Origin of the sequence: Lentzea waywayandensis (genome assembly GCF_900115955.1) — a bacterium.
GTDB lineage: Bacteria > Actinomycetota > Actinomycetes > Mycobacteriales > Pseudonocardiaceae > Lentzea > Lentzea waywayandensis.
This window is the reverse complement of record NZ_FOYL01000003.1, coordinates 365,179-381,359: the sequence shown is the minus strand read 5'-3', so window position 1 is coordinate 381,359 and position 16,181 is coordinate 365,179. Positions and strand designations below refer to the sequence as shown.

Sequence of the window (16,181 nt, the reverse complement as noted above, 5' to 3'; positions counted from 1 at the left end):
CGACCGCTGACAACCGGCGTGCCCTTGTGCGCGCCTATCGCTGAGGAGTAGTTCCAATGGACTGGCGCCACCGCGCGATCTGCCGCGACGAGGACCCCGAGCTGTTCTTCCCCGTTGGGAACAGTGGTCCCGCGCTGCTTCAGATCGCCGAGGCGAAGACCGTCTGCCGCCGCTGCCCCGTCGTCTCCGACTGCCTCGCGTGGGCTCTCGAGAGCGGCCAGGACGCCGGCGTCTGGGGCGGGATGAGCGAAGACGAGCGCCGCGCACTCAAGCGCCGCAACGCCCGCACGCGGGCCCGCAGCAACGCCTGAGCAGGCAGTTAGCCGCGAACAACACATAAAGAAGAAGCCCGACACCGTGCCAGGTGTCGGGCTTTTTCTTTGTTTGCACACCCTCCCGCATGACCACGTGAGACCGCTGAGGCTGGCCGTCACGTGTGCACGGCGTTAGTTTAGCGCCGCCCTCTGAGGGGCACGCGCAGGACCGCCTCAGTACCGCCTCTGGGCCGCCGCCGCAAGCTCAAAGAGCCTCTCAATTCAGAATCGACAAGGGTCCGAACGATCTGCAGACCCAGCCGATCGGTGCGTTCGAGAGAGAAACCCTGCGGAAGGCCCTTGCCGTCGTCGGTGATCGTCACGTCGAGCCACTTGGCGGAGCGCTCGGAGTGCACGACGACCTCTCCGCGCTGGCCAGGGGCGTAGGCGTGCTCGAAGGCGTTCTGCACGAGCTCGGTCAGCACCATCACCAGCGGGGTGGCGATCTCGGCGGGCACGATGCCGAACCCGCCCTCGCGGCGCACGCTGACCTGGGTCTCGGTGACCGCCACGTCGCTCATCATCGGGATGACCTTGTCGACCACGTCGTCGAGATCGACCCGCTCGTCGACGGACATCGACAACGTCTCGTGAACCAGTGCGATGGAGGTCACACGGCGAACCGACTCGGCGAGCGCCTCCTTCGCCTCCGGGTTGCTCAGCCTGCGGCTTTGCAGCCTCAGCAGGGCCGCGACGGTCTGCAGGTTGTTCTTCACCCGGTGGTGGATCTCGCGGATCGTGGCGTCCTTCGACATCAACGCACGGTCACGTCGGCGCACCTCGGTCACGTCGCGGCACAGCACGATGGCGCCCGCGGCCTGGCCGCGTGGCCGAAGAGGCAGAGCACGGAAGAGCACCGCGGCGCCGCGCCGTGACTCGGCCTCCATCCGCATCGACGGCTGCCCTTCGAGCGCCTGCCTGATGCGCTGGGCGACCTCGGTGGCGTCGAACGGGTCGCCGATCAGGCTGCGGGTCAGCGGTGCGAGATGCACGCCGACGAGGTCCGAGGCGTGCCCCATGCGGTGAAACGCCGACAACGCGTTCGGTGAGGCGAACACCACCGCGCCGGACGGATCGAGCCTGATCAGGCCGTCGCCGACGCGCGGACTGGTGTGCACGTCCGGTGAGGGTTCGGGCGCGGGGAACGTGCCGTCCGCGATCATCTGGCACAGGTCGGCCGCACTGCCGAGGTACGAGATCTCCAACGGTGACGGCACGCGCGGCACGGCCAGGTTCGTGCTGCGGCTGAGCACCGCGATGACCTGCTTGCCCAGCCGCACCGGGATGGTCTCGCGCCGCACCGGGACGCCCAGGTGCCAGCGCGGGTCCTCCTCGCGGCAGATCCGCGACTCGTCCATGGCTCTGCGCAGCTGCGGATGCTCGTCGGAGTCGACCTCGCTGCCGACGACGTCCTCCGGGTGTGCCGTCGGCGCCGTGGTGGGACGGGCCTGGGCGACGCAGAGGAACTTGTCGTCGTCGAGCGGGACCCACATGACGAAGTCCGCGAACGACAGGTCAGAGAGGAGTTGCCACTCCGCGACCACCAGCTGGAGGTGGTCGACGGCGGCGCCGGAGAGCTTGGTGTGCTCGGCCAGCAGGTCCGTGAGCGTGCTCAGAACTCCTCCATGAGAAACTGGTGGATGAAGCAGTTCAATCCTAGGAGACACCCATGTCGAAGCGTGCTCGCAAGCGCCGCGACCGCAAAAAGGGCGGCGCCAACCGAGGCAAGCGCCCCAACGCCTGAGTGCTGCGAAAAGGCCTGGACACCATCACGGTGACCAGGCCTTTTTGTCGTTCTGGGACCGAGCTCACTCCTCGGTGCGGATCGTCACGATCGTGGCGCGGATGCGCGCCTTCAGATCCGCGGGGGCGTAGTCCCCACCGCACTTGCGGGCGAGCAGCGCCTTGAGGTGCTCCTCCAGCCCGAACTGCTCCAGGCACGGATGGCACTCGTCGAGGTGCGTCTGGAGTGCCGCGCGCCGGCCCTGGTCGCATTCCTGGTCCAGGAACAGCCAGACCTCGGACAGCACCTCTGAGCAGTCGGTGTCGTGGGGTTCGCCGCAGTTCATGACGCGTCTCCGTTGCTGCCGTTGCCGCTACGGAGGAAACCGCGGTCGCGGGCGACGTCCGCCAGCATGTCGCGGAGCTGGCGACGGCCCCGGTGCAACCGGGACATCACCGTGCCGATCGGGGTGCCCATGATGTCTGCGATCTCCTTGTACGCGAAGCCTTCGACATCGGCGAGGTAGACCGCGATCCGGAACTCCTCCGGCAACCGCTGCAATGCTTCCTTGACGTCGCTGTCGGGCAGGTTGTCGAGTGCCTCGACCTCGGCGCTGCGCAGCCCGGACGAGGTGTGGCTCTCCGCCTGCGCCAGCTGCCAGTCCGTGATCTCGTCGGTCGGCTGCTGAATCGGCTGGCGCTGCTTCTTGCGGTAGCCGTTGATGTAGGTGTTCGTCAGGATCCGGTAGAGCCAGGCCTTGAGGTTCGTGCCCTCCGAGAAGGACGCGAACGCCGAGTAGGCCTTGAGGAACGTCTCCTGCACCAGGTCCTCGGCGTCCGCCGGATTGCGCGTCATGCGCAGGGCAGCCGAGTACAGCTGGTCGAGCATGGGCATCGCGTCGCGCTCGAAACGTGCAGCGCGCTCCGCCGTCGTCTCTGTCGTGCCGGTGGCGGGCACCGCGCTCCCTTCCCACAGGTTCTGGGTCGGGACTGACTTTACGCGTGACCGCTCAAGCATGTTCGTTGCCACGTTCCGAGTAACAACGGAGGGGCTGGTAGTAATTCCGCATGGCCGGACGTGGGACCCCCGCCACAGCGCTGCTGGACAAGCAGCGGGTGGCGCACACCTTGCACTCGTACGAGCACGACCCCCGCCACGAGTCCTACGGGCTGGAGGCGGCCGAGGCGCTCGGGCTGGTGCCGGGACGTGTCTTCAAGACGCTCGTGGCCGAGGTGGACGGCAAGCTCGCGGTCGGCGTCGTACCGGTCACCGGGCAGCTCGACCTGAAAGGCCTCGCCGCCGCGTTGAAGGGCAAGAAGGCGAAGATGGCGGTCGTCGCCGACGCCGAGCGCGCGACGGGTTACGTCGCCGGAGGTATTTCACCTCTTGGCCAGAAGAAGCGCCTGCCGGTCGTGCTCGACGAGTCGGCGTTGCAGTTCGAGACCTTGTTCTGCAGTGCCGGCAGGCGTGGCCTCGAAGTCGAGATCACGCCTGCCGACCTGGTGCGGCTCACCGGCGCGGTGGTCGCGCGGATCGCTAGCTGACGGGTGCCGTCAGGCTCCCCAGCCGGACGACCGGGCTGAGGTTGGACGGCCACGCGACGGTGACCGAGTCACCAGGGCCGTCCTGGCCGGGCAGGGTGATGCGGATGGACGCGGGGGTCACCCGCGGGCCGTGGATCTGCGAGGCCACGTAGACGGCGGCCTCGCGGTACCCGCCGACCGGCACCTCGACGTACTCACCACTCTGGACGGTCGGCTCGATGCCCAGGTCCTCACCGTCGGCGTCGAGGAAGCGCACGTCGCTCAGGCTCCCGCCGATCGTGCAGGACACACCTTCCGCGGCGGCGAACCTGATCTGGTGCGCCTTGCTCGCGCTCGACGGGGACCGCATGTCGTGGGCGCTGACGACCAGGTCGCTCCCGGTGCACCACGGCGTCTCGGCCTGAGCGGGCGTGCCCGCGACGGTCAGCAGGGTGGCGCCGGCCAGCGCGACCGCGGTCAGACGGATCTTGTTCACGAGTTTCTCCCCGATTGTGCGCTCGAGTGGCGTTCGTCCACACCCAAATGAACGCCGCTGAGCCGCGATCGGTTGTCACTCGCCCGTCTGGCCGTCGATCGCCTCGCGGATCAGGTCGGCGTGGCCGTTGTGGCGGCTGTACTCCTCGACCATGTGGGTCAGGATCCAGCGCAGGCTCACCTTGCGGCCGTCCGGCCACGGCGCGCGCTGGGAGAGCTGACCGAGGTCACCCGTCTCCAGGGCCTCTTCCACCGCCTTGCGGGCGCGGTCGACCTCGTCCTGCCACAGGGCGTTGAGCTGCTCCGGGGTGTCCTGGGCCGCCGAGTGCCAGTCCCAGTCGTTGTCGGCCTTCCAGTCGACGCTCGCCCACGGCTCCAGCGGCTCGCGGTCGTGCAGGACGACGTGGAACCACTGCTGCTCGACGTACGCGATGTGCTTGATCAGCCCGCCGAGGGTCATCGACGACTTCGCGGCGGTCTGGGCGAGCTGCTCGGCGCTCAGGCCGGCGGTCTTCCACCCGAGGGTGGCGCGCTGGAACTCCAGGAAGCCGTTCAGGGTGGCGAGCTCGTCGCCGTCCAGCGGCGGTTCGGGGCGGCCCTGCTCGTCGAAGTCGGTCATGGGTGTGATCTCAGTCGAAGACGTAGAGTGTCACCACATGGTCTAGACCACAGCAGGAGGCAGACGTGCGCATCCTCGACCTCGACCGCACCGGGCTCGCCGCGCTCCGCGGGCAGGAACTCTCCAGCGCCGTGGCGGCGTCCGAGGGCAGGACCATGGTCGCCGAGGTGTTCGCCGACCGCGCCGCGTTGTCGTTCGACGGGCAGACCGGAGTGCACAACGCCGAGCTGATGGCCGCGTTCGGCGCCGACGTCATCGTGCTCAACATGATCGACCGGGTCTGGGACGGTGCCACGTTCCGCTTCCCCGGCCTCGGCGAGCTGCCCAGCCTGACCGCGCTGGCCGAGCGGATCGGGCGGCCGATCGGCGTCAACCTGGAGCCCGGAACCGTTCCCGGCCTGCGCAAAGCGACCCACGACAACGCCCAGCGGCTCACCGACTCCGGCGCCGCGCTCATCGTGCTGACCGCGAACCCCAGCACCGACGGCTCACTCGACGGCATGGCCCGCGCCACCGAGAAGATCCGCACGCAGGCCGCGCTCTGGGTCGGCAAGATGCACCACGCCGGCCATCCGGAACCGATCACCGCGGAGAAGCTCGTCGCCCTCGTCGAAGCGGGCGCGGACGGGGTGATCCTCCCGATCCCCGGCACGCTGCCCGGCATCACGAGGGAGGCCGCAGCCGTCGCCGTCCAGGCCGTGCACGAGGCCGGGGCGGTCGTCATGGGCGCGATCGGCACGTCACAGGAGGGCGCGCACACCAACGTGGTGCCGCAGCTGGCCCTCACCGCCAAGGAGATCGGGGTCGACGCCCACCACATCGGCGACTGCTTCCTGCCGGGCATGGGCGACCCCGAGCTGCTCTACGCCTACTCGGTCGCGGTCCGGGGCCGCAGGCACACCTGGACCCGCATGGCCCGCTAGTGGCGCGCCCCAGAACGTTGACTGGGTAATTCACGCTCAGCAGGGCACCTCGTGGTACGACGATGCACCCGTCTGACCGCGAATTCGCCCGGCAACGTTCTCGGCCACGCCACTAATCGAGCGGCCGCAGCACTCGGTCCATCCATTCGCCGACATAACGGCCGACGTCCGCGACCGACGCCTTCAGCGAGTGGTCACCCTTGAGCAGCACGACCTCGCGGTGAGGGGCGCCCGCAGGCAGGCCGAACGGGTCGTTCTCGCCCTGCACGACCAGCGTGGCGACCTCGACGCCGTCGAGCTCGGCCATCCGGGACTTCTCCGGCTTGCCCGGCGGGTGCACCGGGAACGCCAGGCACAGCACCGCCACGGCCTGGCCCTCGACCGAGGTGCGGCAGGCCACGCGCGCGCCCGACGACCGGCCCCCGAACACCAGGGGCAGGCCGTCGAACCAGCGTTCGCCCAGGTCCTCGACCACGGACAACCAAGCCGTGTCGAGCTGGCCCGCCGGCGCCGGGGCACGACGGCCCGCGACGCGGTAGGGCTGTTCGATCAACGCCACGTGCACGCCGACGGAGTTCGCGGCGCGGCACGCGGCGACCAGATCCGGAGCCTCGACGCCGCCACCGGCGCCGTGCCCCAGGAGCAGAGCCGCACGCGGTTCGTGGGCACAGTGCAGTGAGGCCCTCGCGGGGCCGTGCGGCGTGTCCACCAACAGCGTGGTCACGACAGCACTACTCGTTCGATCAGGGAGGCGTTGTTGTTCTTCACGCTGTTCACCTCGGTCGACACCGGGCGCAGCTCCAGCGCCTCGACGATCGACAGGTCCGGGGCGAGCAGTTCCGACGGGTCCCGCGACGTCGGGTCGAGCCACGCCGACCAGCGGTCCTGGGGCAGCAGCAACGGCATGCGGTTGTGCACGTCGGTCAACGCGCCGATGGATTCTGTGGTGAGCACAGCGCACGTGACGGTCGGGACGTCGTCCTTCCACCACACGGACCAGAGGCCCGCCATCGCGAGCGACGTGTCCTCTCCGAGCGTCATGAAGTACGGCTGCTTGCGCCCCTCACCCGGCTGCCATTCGTACCAACCGGCGGCGGGGATGATGCAGCGCCGCTTGATCGCCGACTGCTTGTACGCGGGCTTGGTCAGCACGCTCTCGGCGCGGGCGTTGATCATCTTGGCCGCGCCGGAGAGGTCCTTGGCCCAGTGCGGGACGAGGCCCCAGCGCATGACGCGGACGCTGCGTTCCAGCTCCGCGTCCTCGGGCTGTCGCTCGACCACGGCCATGACGTGCTTGGTGGGAGCGATGTTGTAGTCCGCCCCCGGTGCCTCGTCGCCGGTCCCGTCCACCGCGTCGAACTCGGCCGCCAGCAGCGCCGGGTCCTTGGTGGAGGCGTACCTACCGCACAAAACCGATCACCTCCGAAGTTGCGATAATCCCACGTCCCGCACACCAGTGCGAACTGTCCCAGGACAGATGCGGGATCATCTGTGCATGACTCAGCACTGGTCAGCCCCCAGCGCGTCCGGCCCAGTCCACTCGACGGTGCCGGTGCCCGGCTCGAAGTCGATCACGAACCGCGTTCTGGTGCTCGCGGCACTGGCCGATGGACCCTCGACGGTCCACGCGCCGCTGCGCAGTCGCGACACGGTGCTGATGGTCGCCGCGCTGTCGTCCCTCGGTGTCGGGATCACCGATCGCGAGGACGGCGGCTGGGACGTCATGCCCGGTCTGCTGCGCGGGCCGGCCGACGTCGACTGCGGTCTGGCGGGCACGGTCATGCGCTTCCTGCCGCCCGCCGCCGCGCTGGCCGAGGGTGGAATCCGGTTCGACGGCGACCCGCACGCCCGCACGCGACCCATGAGCACCGTGCTGGGTGCGTTGCGGTCGCTGGGCGTCGAGATCGAGGGCGACGCACTGCCGTTCACGTTGCACGGCACGGGGTCGGTGCCCGGTGGCGAGGTGACGATCGACGCTTCAGGCTCGTCGCAGTTCGTGTCCGGGCTGCTGCTGTCCGGTGCCCGGTTCGACAAGGGCGTGACGGTCCGGCACGCCGGCAAGCCCGTGCCCTCGTTGCCGCACATCGACATGACGGTCCAGACGCTGCGTTCGGTCGGCGTTCAGGTCGACACCAGCGTGCCGGACGTGTGGCACGTCGAGCCCGGCGTGATCAACGCGCGGACGTGGCACGTGGAGCCCGACCTGTCGAACGCGACGGTGTTCCTGGCGGCGGCCGCGGTGACCGGTGGCGAGGTGACGATTCCGCACTGGCCCTCCGTCACGACCCAGCCCGGTGACGCCGTGCGCGGCATCCTGGAGCGCATGGGCTGTGCGGTCGAGGTGTCGGACCAGGGCCTGACCGTGCGCGGTCCGGCGAAGCTGTCCGGTGTGGACATCGACCTGCGCGACGAGAGCGAGCTGACGCCGACCGTCGCCGCGCTGGCCGCGCTGGCGGAGGGCCGCACGGTCATCCGGGGCGTGGCGCACATCCGCGGCCACGAGACCGACCGGATCGCGGCTCTCGTCAACGAGATCAACGCGGTGGGCGGCGACGCGACCGAGACCGAGGACGGCCTGATCATCGACCCGCGGCCGTTGCACGGCGGGGTGTGGAAGGCCTACGCCGACCACCGGATGGCCACCGCGGGCGCGATCATCGGCCTGGTGGTGCCGGGCATGTCCGTCGACGACATCGGCAGCACGACCAAGACGATTCCCGACTTCCCAGGGATGTGGAACGCGATGCTCGGCAGGGACGCGTAGAAGTGGGCAAGCAGGACTGGCGCAAGCTCGACGAGTCCGACGTGCGCGTGCGCCCCGGCAGGGGGACGCGACCGCGCAGCAAGATAAGGCCCGAACACGCCGACGCCGAGACCGCGATGGTGATCGGCGTGGACCGCGGCCGCTGGACGTGCGCGATGGAGTCCGGTGCCGTCGTCACGGCGATGCGTGCGCGCGAACTGGGCCGCACGCCCGTGGTGGTCGGCGACCAGGTCGGCATCGTCGGTGACACGTCGGGCCAGCCGGACACGCTGGCCCGCATCGTGCGCGTCGGAGAGCGGTCCTCGGTGCTGCGCCGGACCGCGGACGACACGGACCCGTTCGAACGCGTCGTCGTCGCGAACGCCTCCCAGCTCATCATGGTCGTCGCGCTGGCGGATCCCCCGCCGCGCACGGGTTTCATCGACCGGTGCCTGGTCGCCTCGTACGCGGGCGGCCTGGAACCGGTGCTGTGCCTGACGAAGTCGGACCTCGCCTCGCCGGACTCGCTGCTGGCGCTCTACACGGAGCTCGACGTGCCGGTGATCGTGACGCGCTCCGACGAGGAACCGGCCGCGTTGCGCGCGCGGCTCGCGGACACGGTGTCGTGCCTGATCGGACATTCCGGCGTCGGCAAGTCCACTCTGGTCAACAAGCTCGTGCCGGACGCGAACCGCGCGGTGGGTGTGGTGTCCGGTGTCGGCAAGGGCCGCCACACCTCGACCCAGGCCGTGGCGCTGCGTCTGCCAGGGGGCGGCTGGGTCGTGGACACGCCGGGCATCCGCTCGTTCGGCCTCGCGCACATCACGCCGGACGACATCGTGAAGGCCTTCCCGGACTTCGCCGAGGCCGCCGAGGAGTGCCCGCCCGGCTGCGGTCACCTGGGCGCGCCCGAGGATCCCGGCTGCATGCTGGACGAGCTCGTGCCGGACGCGCCGGGCCGCCTCACGTCGCTGCGGCGGCTGCTCGCGTCCCGGGCCGGAATGGACGATTACACGGATTGAGGTTGCACAGCTCAGTCACACTCTCCGCATGAGCAGACTTCTGGGGGTCGCCGTGCTGTGCGCTGCCCTCACCGCGTGCACGGCCGAGATCCCCGGACCACCACCGAAGCCGGTGCCGACCACGTCACCGCGCATCGACAAGCCGCGGAACCTGGCCGCGTTCGACACGTGCAAGGCGATACCGGTGGACGGCAGCAGCCCGCTCATGAAAGCGACCACGGTCGTGCCCGCGCCCGACCCGGCGAACCCGGGCTTCTGCCGGTACACCTTCACCTTCCCCTCCGGCGACCTGACCGTCCTCGTCGGACTGGAGGAGATCGAGTACGTCGAGGTCAAGAAGGCCCATCCGAACGGCCACCAGGGCGAGATCGACGGGCACACCATGTGGTTCGGCTGCGACACGGACGCGTCCGGACTGGACTGCGGCGTGTGGGCTGCCGTGGGCTACGCGCGGTCGTTGACCGTCAAGGCGCGGATGCCCGGCGCGAACGAGGGATGGCTGCTGGGCCAGCGCATCACTTTGATCAAGTTCGCGCTCGACCGCCTGCCGGTGACGTCATGAGTCACACTTCCCGCATGTACACACGCCTGGGGGCTGTGGCGCTGCTGTTTGCGCTGACCGCGTGCTCGACGCCCGCGCCACCACCCGTTCCCGCACCCGCACCGAAACTGCGTGACCTCGCCACGGTCGACGCCTGCACGCTGCTCGCCGAGCCGGACTTCGCGACGCCCTTCACGAAGGCGCCCGAACCGCTCAACGAGCCGTTGTCCTGCCGATGGACGATCGAGGCCCAGTCCGTCTGGATGAGCATCGAGAACGAGTCCCTGGAGCAGGCGAAACTGCGCGTGCGCGACGGCTCCGAACTCACGGTCGAGAGCCGCAAGGCGTGGTGGGGCGTCACGAACGACCGGTCCAGCGTGCCGCAGACGAGCCTGGGTGTCGTCGTGACCGAACTGGCCGCGGACCGCGTGCTGGTGATGACCGCGGAGCGAACCCCGCCCCGCTACGACATCGGGATGGTCGCCCGCACCCGGTCCGTCGCGGTGGTGCAAAGGTTGTTCTCATGATCCGACTGGTTCCGGTACTGCTCCTCGCCCTGACGGCCTGCGCGACCACATCGCCGACCGCCCCGAAGTTCGAGGACACCGACCCGTGTTCCCTGCTCGCGTCCGGTGACGCCGGGCAGTTGAGCGGCTCCCCCGCCAGGACCGGCCGGTCGTGCCACTTCCCGTTCGACTCGCTGACCGTGCGGCTGACGATGCTGAGCGCGAAGTACGCGGACGAGTCGCAGAAGCTGCTGTCCGGCGGCGGCTACGGCGGCGTGGTCGACGGTGGTCAAGAGGGCGAGAGGGACGACCGTCCGCTGACCAGCAAGTGCGTCGACTCCTCGGGCGAGGTGACGTGCGACGCCGTCGTCGAGGTGCGGGACGGGCAGCTCATCGGGTTGAAGGTCCTGCAGCGCAGCCATGATCTCAACGTGGTCGGGCAGGTCACGCAGGGACTGGCGGCGAGGGCTCTGGAAAGGCTCCCGAAGTGAAGCGTCTGCTGCCGTTGCTGCTCCTGCTCGCGGGCTGCGCGTCCACTCCCGTAGCAACCGCGCCCTCCGCCACGACTACCACGACCACCGAGACGACGGTCGTCACGACGTCGCCGCGGATCGACCTGGCGCGCAAACTCCCCGCCAACCCGTGTCTGATGCTGACCGCGGCGGACTTCGAGACCCCGCTGGCCGGCCCGCCGGGGCCGCACCCCGAACTGCCGCGGTCCTGCGGGTTCCAGGAGGGCACGGGCGCCGAGTCGGACATGCTCGTCCTGGTGGGATTCGCGGACGCCTACGCCAAGCCGGAGAAGGCGCCGGAGACGCTCATCGAGGGCCACTCGGCCGCGGTGTCGTTCAACACCGGGCCTGGGGTGATGGAGTGCACCTACCTCGTCGCGGTCAACGCCACCGAGTCGTTCAAGGTCATCGTGAGCCTGCCGGGCGCCAACTCGGCCCAGGTCTCGCAGATCGCGCTGGGCAAGGCGAAGACGGCGTTCAAGCGGCTCGTCGCGGCCTGATCAGCCCATGTGCGGGTAGCGGTGATCAGTCGGCGGCACCAGGGTCTCCTTGATGGCGCGCGGGCTCGTCCAGCGCTGAAGGTTGTAGATCGAGCCCGCCTTGTCGTTGGTGCCGGAACCGCGTGACCCGCCGAACGGCTGCTGCCCGACGACGGCACCGGTCGGCTTGTCGTTGACGTAGAAGTTGCCCGCGGCGAACCGCAGGGCGCGATGTGCCTGGTCGACGGCCGCCCGGTCGCGCGCGAAGATGGCTCCGGTCAGCGCGTACGGCGTGGAGGTGTCGATGGTCTCCATCATCTTCGGGAAGTCCGCGTCCTCGTAGACGTGCACGGCGAGGATCGGGCCGAAGTACTCCGTCGTGAAGATGTCGTGGTGCGGGTCGGTGCCGAGCAGCACCGCGGGGTCGACGAAGTAGCCCACCGAGTCGTCGCACGAGCCGCCGGCCAGCACCTCGACCGAGGTGGACGCGGACGCCATCAGCAGCGCTTCCTTGTGCTTGGCGAACGCGCGGTGGTCGATCACGGCACCGCCGAACGCCGACAGGTCCGTGACATCGCCGTAGGACAACGACTTCGTGACGTCGAGCAGTTGCTCGCGGACGCCGCCCTCCCACAACGAACGCGCGATGTACGCACGTGAGGCCGCGGAACACTTCTGGCCCTGGTACTCGAAAGCGCCGCGCACCAGGCCGGTGACGAGCGCACGCGGATCGGCGGAAGCGTGTGCCAGCACGAAGTCCTTGCCGCCGGTCTCGCCGACGACGCGCGGGTAGGCGCGGTAGTTGTCGAGGTTGCCCGCCATGGTCTGCCACAACGCCTTGAACGTGCGCGTGGAACCGGTGAAGTGCAGACCGGCGAAGAACCTGTCCCGCAACGCCACCTGGCTCACCGCCTGGCCGTCGCCGGTGACGAGGTTGATCACGCCCGGCGGCAGACCGGCCTCTTCGAGCAGTCGCATGGTGAAGTGCGCGGCCAGCTGCTGCGTCGGCGACGGCTTCCACACCACGGCGTTGCCCATCAGGGCGGGTGCGAGCGGCAGGTTTCCCGCGATGGCGGTGAAGTTGAACGGCGTGATCGCGACGACGAACCCGTCGAGCGGCCGGTGGTCCATCCGGTTCCACACGCCCGGCGACGAGATCGGCTGTTCCTGGAGGATCCGGCGGCCGAAGTGGACGTTGAAGCGCAGGAAGTCGATCAGCTCGCACGCCGCGTCGATCTCGGCCTGCTGCACGGACTTCGACTGGCCGAGGATCGTGGCGGCGTTGAGGGTGTCGCGCCACGGGCCCGCGAGCAGGTCGGCCGCCCGCAGCAGCACCGCGGCCCGTTCGTCGAACGGCAGCTCCTGCCAGCCCGGCGCGGCGTGCTGGGCGGCGCGCATGGCGTCCGCGACGTCGGAGTTCGTGGCCTGCGCCGTCACGCCGAGAACGTGCCTGTGGTCGTGCGGCTGAACGACGTCGATGCTCTCGCCGCCGCCCATGCGCTGCTGACCGCCGATGGTCATCGTCAGCTCGTGCGAGGTGCCTTCGAGCTCGGCGATGCGTGCCTGCAGACTCGCCCGTTCGGCGCTGCCGGGTGCGTAGGTGCGCACGGGCTCGTTGACCGGTTCGGGTGCAGACGTGACTGCGTCCATTCCCCCATCGTGGCACGCGGTAGTAGGGTCCGTCGGGTGGCGCGGGTGACTGGCATCGGCGGGGTTTTCCTGCGTTCGAGAGACCCTGCGCGCCTGGCTGCCTGGTACCGCGACAACCTGGGCGTGCCGATGAGCGAGAAGGGCACCGTCACCTTCCACTGGCTCGACACGGCGACGAACGAGTACCCCGGCACCACGACGATGGCGTTGTTCGCTCAGGACACGCCCTACATCGGCGAACCCCACCAGCGCACGATGCTGAACCTGCGCGTGGACGACCTGCTGTCGCTGATGGCGAAGCTGAAGGCGCGCGGCGTCGAGGTGCTGCCCGACACCGAGGACTCGGAGTTCGGCCGGTTCGGGTGGTGCGTCGACCCCGAGGGCAACCGGATCGAGCTGTGGGAGCCCGCGGAAGGAATGTGATCGTGTTCGACGAGGCCGTCCACGCGTTGCGAGAGTGGCAACGCGACGACCAGCCGTTCCAGCTGCATCCGGGAGATCTGGGCTGGTACCGGCGTTTCGGTCTCCAGGAAGCGAACGCGGCGGTCCGGATCTGGCGCGGCGACGGGCAGATCGTCGCCGTCGGGCTGCTGGACGGCGCCGACCTGCTGCGGTTCACGATCGCGCCGGACGCCCGGCAGGACGAGGAACTGGCGCGGCGCCTGGCCGACGACATCCGCACTCCCGATCGCGGTGTCCTTCCCGCCGGGACGGTGTACGTCGAGTCCCCGCGCGGCACGCGGTTCCAGGAGCTGATGTTCGAACGCGGCTGGCAGTCCGACGTGCCGTGGACGCCGCTGCGCCGTGATCTCGGTGCCCCCGTACCGGATCCCGATGTGCGGATCGAGGTCATCGGACATGATCACGCTGATGTGTACGCCGCCGTGCTCCGGGCGTCGTTCGAGAAGTCGACGTTCACCGAGGAGCGCTGGCACGCGATGGCGGTCGGCTCGCCGTACGCCGACGCCCGGAGCCTGGTCGCTTTCGACCGAGGCGACGCCGTGGCAGCGATAACCGTGTGGTCGGCGGGCCCTGGCAGGCCCGGGCTGATCGAACCGATGGGCGTGCACCACGACCATCGGGGCAGGGGGTTCGGCAAGGCGATCACCGTCGCCGGAGCGGCGGCGTTGCGCGAACTCGGCTCGTCGAGCGCGCTCGTCTGCACGCCGAGCTCGAACGTCGGCGCCGTCGCCACCTATCGGGCAGCCGGCTTCGACCCGCTGCCCGAGGTGCACGACCAGCGCCGGGACTAGAGCAGCTCCAGCACGAACGGCAGTTCCTGCGCCGCGTACCAGGCCAGTTCGTGGTCCTCGGCGCTGCCCAGGGCGAACTCCGCGTCCGGGTCGCCGAGGTCGGCGGCGTCGATGACCTCCACCGCCGCGCGCACGTCCTGCTCGGCCTCTGCCGTGTCGAGATGGACGGCGGCGACGTCCTTCATCGTGAACGAACCTCCGACCTTCACGACCGAGAAGTCGAGGTCAGGACGCAGCGTCACGTCCTCCATGTCCACCGCGATCACCGCGCGACGCGGCTCCGCCTTCTCGTCGGCAGCCAGCAACCGCAGGGAAGCCCGTGCGGCATCGAGCATCGCCGAGTACTCCAGTTCCTCGGTGTCGCCCGCCGCGTAGGACTCGCGCAGCGCTGGCGTCAGCGCGAACGCCGTGCCGGTGACCGGCGCCAGTTCGCCGCTGTCGACGAACGCGCGCAGCATCGGCACCGTGGCCGGGATGTAGACCCTCATGCGCTCGCCGTCCCCATCAGTTCCTCCACCGACTCCTCGACCATGGTCGCGAGAACGTCCACATCGGACATGGCGTCGCGGTCGCCGTTCAAACCGAAGTAAACACCGCCGTCGTACGACGTCACCCCGATGGCCAGCGCCTGGTTCTTGGCGAGCGGGACGACCGGGAAGATCTCGGTCATTCTCGCGCCCGCCGCGTACAGGGGAACCTGCGGGCCCGGAACGTTGGTGACGATCACGTTGAACAGCCGGCGGCTGAACGAACTGGCGGCACGTGCGCCGAGTGCGTGCAGCGTCGGCGGCGCGAAGCCGGAGACCTTCACCAGCGCGTCGGCGGCGACGGACTGGCCGGACTCCTGGTGGGCGCGCATCGCGTGACTCACGTGGTGCAGGCGCACGACCGGGTTCGGTTCGCCGACCGGCAGATCGACCAGGTAGGCGCTCACGTTGTTGCCGGAGTCCGGGTCGGTCTCGCGGACGGACAGAGGCGCCATCGCGCGGATCGTGGTGCTGCCGGTGACGTTCTCGCCGCGACTGAGCAGCCAGTTGCGCAGGGCCCCGCTCAGCGCCGCGAGCACCACGTCGTTGACGGTGCCGCCGTGCTGCTTGCGGATGGCGCGCAGGTCGTCGAGCTGGGCGCGGGCGACGGCGAACCGGCGCTGCGGCGAGGTGATCCGGACGTTCAGCGGGCTGCCGGACGCGGGCGTCGCGACGGTGAGGACGGCCGAGGCGAGCACGCCGAACGCGTTGAAGACCTTCTCGACCGTGTTGACGGTGTCGAGGGCCGCGCTGCGGACGTTCTCAACGAGCTCACCGGGGCGCTGCACGATGTCGGTGACCGCGTCGGCCACGAGCTGCAACGAGCTGGGCTCCGGCTGCGGCATCCAGAGGTTCTCGACGTTCGTGCGCGGCGTCGGCGACACGTCCAGCATGACCTGGCCGATCTCCAGCGACGCGATGCCGTCGATCATGGCCTGGTGGGTCTTGGTGATGACCGCGGTCTGGTTCTTCTCCAGCCCCTCGACCAGGTAGATCTCCCACAGCGGGCGGGAGTGGTCGAGCGGGCGCGACATCAGGCGCGCGACCAGGTCGTCCAGCTGCGTCTCGTTGCCCGGTTTGGGCAGCGCGGACCGGCGCACGTGGTAAGTGACGTCGAAGTCCGGGTCGTCCACCCAGACCGGGCGCGCGATGCGGCCCGGGACCTGCACGACCTTCTGCCGGTAGCGCGGCACGAGGCTGAGGCGTTGCTCGATGAGGTCGACGAGCTTGTCGTAGTCGAATCCGGCCTTGGGCCGGCGGAACACCGCCACGCCACCGACGTGCATCGGCGTCGTGGAGTCCTCCAGGTACAGGAACGAGGCGTCCAGCGCTGACAGTCGGTCCGGCATAC

Annotated in this window: 22 protein-coding genes; 12 read left to right on the top strand and 10 right to left on the bottom strand. The window is 69.5% G+C overall.

Annotated elements, in window-relative coordinates:
- The first annotated feature begins 56 nt into the window (after nucleotides 1–56).
- Nucleotides 57–311 carry a WhiB family transcriptional regulator gene (locus BM417_RS12580; RefSeq protein WP_015104912.1) on the top strand — a complete coding sequence of 85 codons (255 nt, stop codon included), beginning with the start codon at nucleotides 57–59 and terminating at the stop codon, nucleotides 309–311.
- Nucleotides 312–451: 140 nt separating this feature from the next.
- On the opposite strand, the gene BM417_RS12575 is transcribed toward BM417_RS12580, so the two are convergent.
- Entirely contained in the window at nucleotides 452–1,930 is a 1,479-nt protein-coding gene (locus BM417_RS12575) for a PAS domain-containing sensor histidine kinase (RefSeq protein ID WP_093593623.1), read from the bottom strand.
- Between the two features lie 53 nt (nucleotides 1,931–1,983).
- Here BM417_RS12575 and BM417_RS50285 point away from each other — a divergent pair, with 53 nt between their 5' ends.
- Nucleotides 1,984–2,058, top strand: a complete 75-nt coding sequence (locus BM417_RS50285) for a 50S ribosomal protein bL37 (protein WP_369809028.1) — start codon at nucleotides 1,984–1,986, stop codon at nucleotides 2,056–2,058.
- Nucleotides 2,059–2,122: 64 nt separating this feature from the next.
- Here the strand turns inward: BM417_RS50285 and rsrA are convergent, their stop codons facing one another.
- The gene (gene rsrA / locus BM417_RS12570; RefSeq protein ID WP_093592019.1) at nucleotides 2,123–2,383 is read right to left on the bottom strand and encodes a mycothiol system anti-sigma-R factor; all 261 of its coding nucleotides are present in this window, start codon (nucleotides 2,381–2,383) and stop codon (nucleotides 2,123–2,125) included.
- Nucleotides 2,380–3,054: a sigma-70 family RNA polymerase sigma factor gene (locus tag BM417_RS12565; RefSeq protein ID WP_245821883.1), complete on the bottom strand. Its 675-nt coding sequence runs from the start codon at nucleotides 3,052–3,054 to the stop codon at nucleotides 2,380–2,382. Before BM417_RS12565 ends, rsrA begins: the two co-directional genes overlap by 4 nt.
- A 50-nt stretch (nucleotides 3,055–3,104) precedes the next feature.
- On the opposite strand from BM417_RS12565, the gene ybaK reads away from it, so the two are divergent.
- Nucleotides 3,105–3,581 (top strand): Cys-tRNA(Pro) deacylase, encoded by a 477-nt coding sequence (gene ybaK, locus BM417_RS12560; protein WP_093592013.1) that lies wholly within the window; start codon nucleotides 3,105–3,107, stop codon nucleotides 3,579–3,581.
- On the opposite strand, the gene BM417_RS12555 is transcribed toward ybaK, so the two are convergent.
- Nucleotides 3,574–4,056 (bottom strand): hypothetical protein, encoded by a 483-nt coding sequence (locus BM417_RS12555; protein WP_093592011.1) that lies wholly within the window; start codon nucleotides 4,054–4,056, stop codon nucleotides 3,574–3,576. The genes ybaK and BM417_RS12555 overlap by 8 nt on opposite strands.
- 75 nt (nucleotides 4,057–4,131) lie before the next feature.
- Entirely contained in the window at nucleotides 4,132–4,674 is a 543-nt protein-coding gene (locus tag BM417_RS12550) for a DinB family protein (protein ID WP_093592008.1), read from the bottom strand.
- A 65-nt stretch (nucleotides 4,675–4,739) separates the two neighbouring features.
- On the opposite strand from BM417_RS12550, the gene BM417_RS12545 reads away from it, so the two are divergent.
- Nucleotides 4,740–5,597, top strand: coding sequence for a DUF7916 family protein (locus BM417_RS12545; protein WP_093592005.1), 858 nt, complete (start codon nucleotides 4,740–4,742; stop codon nucleotides 5,595–5,597).
- Nucleotides 5,598–5,709: 112 nt separating this feature from the next.
- On the opposite strand, the gene BM417_RS12540 is transcribed toward BM417_RS12545, so the two are convergent.
- Nucleotides 5,710–6,321 carry an alpha/beta hydrolase family protein gene (locus BM417_RS12540; RefSeq protein WP_093592002.1) on the bottom strand — a complete coding sequence of 204 codons (612 nt, stop codon included), beginning with the start codon at nucleotides 6,319–6,321 and terminating at the stop codon, nucleotides 5,710–5,712.
- Nucleotides 6,318–7,007 (bottom strand): SOS response-associated peptidase, encoded by a 690-nt coding sequence (locus BM417_RS12535; RefSeq protein ID WP_093591999.1) that lies wholly within the window; start codon nucleotides 7,005–7,007, stop codon nucleotides 6,318–6,320. The genes BM417_RS12540 and BM417_RS12535 overlap by 4 nt, the downstream gene beginning before the upstream one ends.
- 85 nt (nucleotides 7,008–7,092) lie before the next feature.
- Here BM417_RS12535 and aroA point away from each other — a divergent pair, with 85 nt between their 5' ends.
- Genes aroA through BM417_RS12505 form a run of 6 tightly spaced genes read left to right on the top strand, consistent with a single transcriptional unit; the run spans nucleotide 7,093 to nucleotide 11,421 of the window.
- The gene (gene aroA, locus BM417_RS12530; RefSeq protein WP_093591996.1) at nucleotides 7,093–8,361 is read left to right on the top strand and encodes a 3-phosphoshikimate 1-carboxyvinyltransferase; all 1,269 of its coding nucleotides are present in this window, start codon (nucleotides 7,093–7,095) and stop codon (nucleotides 8,359–8,361) included.
- A 2-nt stretch (nucleotides 8,362–8,363) separates the two neighbouring features.
- Nucleotides 8,364–9,362 carry a ribosome small subunit-dependent GTPase A gene (gene rsgA / locus BM417_RS12525; RefSeq protein ID WP_093591993.1) on the top strand — a complete coding sequence of 333 codons (999 nt, stop codon included), beginning with the start codon at nucleotides 8,364–8,366 and terminating at the stop codon, nucleotides 9,360–9,362.
- 28 nt (nucleotides 9,363–9,390) lie between these two features.
- The gene (locus tag BM417_RS12520) at nucleotides 9,391–9,924 is read left to right on the top strand and encodes a DUF3558 domain-containing protein (protein WP_093591990.1); all 534 of its coding nucleotides are present in this window, start codon (nucleotides 9,391–9,393) and stop codon (nucleotides 9,922–9,924) included.
- A 14-nt stretch (nucleotides 9,925–9,938) separates the two neighbouring features.
- Nucleotides 9,939–10,430 carry a hypothetical protein gene (locus BM417_RS12515; RefSeq protein ID WP_143138616.1) on the top strand — a complete coding sequence of 164 codons (492 nt, stop codon included), beginning with the start codon at nucleotides 9,939–9,941 and terminating at the stop codon, nucleotides 10,428–10,430.
- Complete coding sequence (locus tag BM417_RS12510; protein WP_093591984.1) at nucleotides 10,427–10,900, top strand: hypothetical protein; 474 nt, start codon at nucleotides 10,427–10,429, stop codon at nucleotides 10,898–10,900. Before BM417_RS12515 ends, BM417_RS12510 begins: the two co-directional genes overlap by 4 nt.
- Entirely contained in the window at nucleotides 10,897–11,421 is a 525-nt protein-coding gene (locus tag BM417_RS12505) for a DUF3558 family protein (protein ID WP_093591981.1), read from the top strand. Before BM417_RS12510 ends, BM417_RS12505 begins: the two co-directional genes overlap by 4 nt.
- On the opposite strand, the gene pruA is transcribed toward BM417_RS12505, so the two are convergent.
- Nucleotides 11,422–13,050: an L-glutamate gamma-semialdehyde dehydrogenase gene (pruA, locus tag BM417_RS12500; protein ID WP_093591978.1), complete on the bottom strand. Its 1,629-nt coding sequence runs from the start codon at nucleotides 13,048–13,050 to the stop codon at nucleotides 11,422–11,424.
- Between the two features lie 36 nt (nucleotides 13,051–13,086).
- Here pruA and BM417_RS12495 point away from each other — a divergent pair, with 36 nt between their 5' ends.
- The gene (locus BM417_RS12495) at nucleotides 13,087–13,473 is read left to right on the top strand and encodes a VOC family protein (protein WP_177320398.1); all 387 of its coding nucleotides are present in this window, start codon (nucleotides 13,087–13,089) and stop codon (nucleotides 13,471–13,473) included.
- A 2-nt stretch (nucleotides 13,474–13,475) separates the two neighbouring features.
- A complete protein-coding gene (locus tag BM417_RS12490; RefSeq protein ID WP_245821882.1) occupies nucleotides 13,476–14,303 on the top strand; it encodes a GNAT family N-acetyltransferase in 828 nt (275 codons plus the stop codon).
- On the opposite strand, the gene BM417_RS12485 is transcribed toward BM417_RS12490, so the two are convergent.
- Nucleotides 14,300–14,791 carry a DUF6912 family protein gene (locus tag BM417_RS12485; protein WP_093591972.1) on the bottom strand — a complete coding sequence of 164 codons (492 nt, stop codon included), beginning with the start codon at nucleotides 14,789–14,791 and terminating at the stop codon, nucleotides 14,300–14,302. The two genes, BM417_RS12490 and BM417_RS12485, sit on opposite strands and share 4 nt — an antisense overlap.
- On the bottom strand, nucleotides 14,788–16,179 hold the full coding sequence (locus BM417_RS12480) for a WS/DGAT/MGAT family O-acyltransferase (RefSeq protein ID WP_093591969.1): 1,392 nt from the start codon (nucleotides 16,177–16,179) through the stop codon (nucleotides 14,788–14,790). Before BM417_RS12480 ends, BM417_RS12485 begins: the two co-directional genes overlap by 4 nt.
- Nucleotides 16,180–16,181 lie beyond the last annotated feature (2 nt).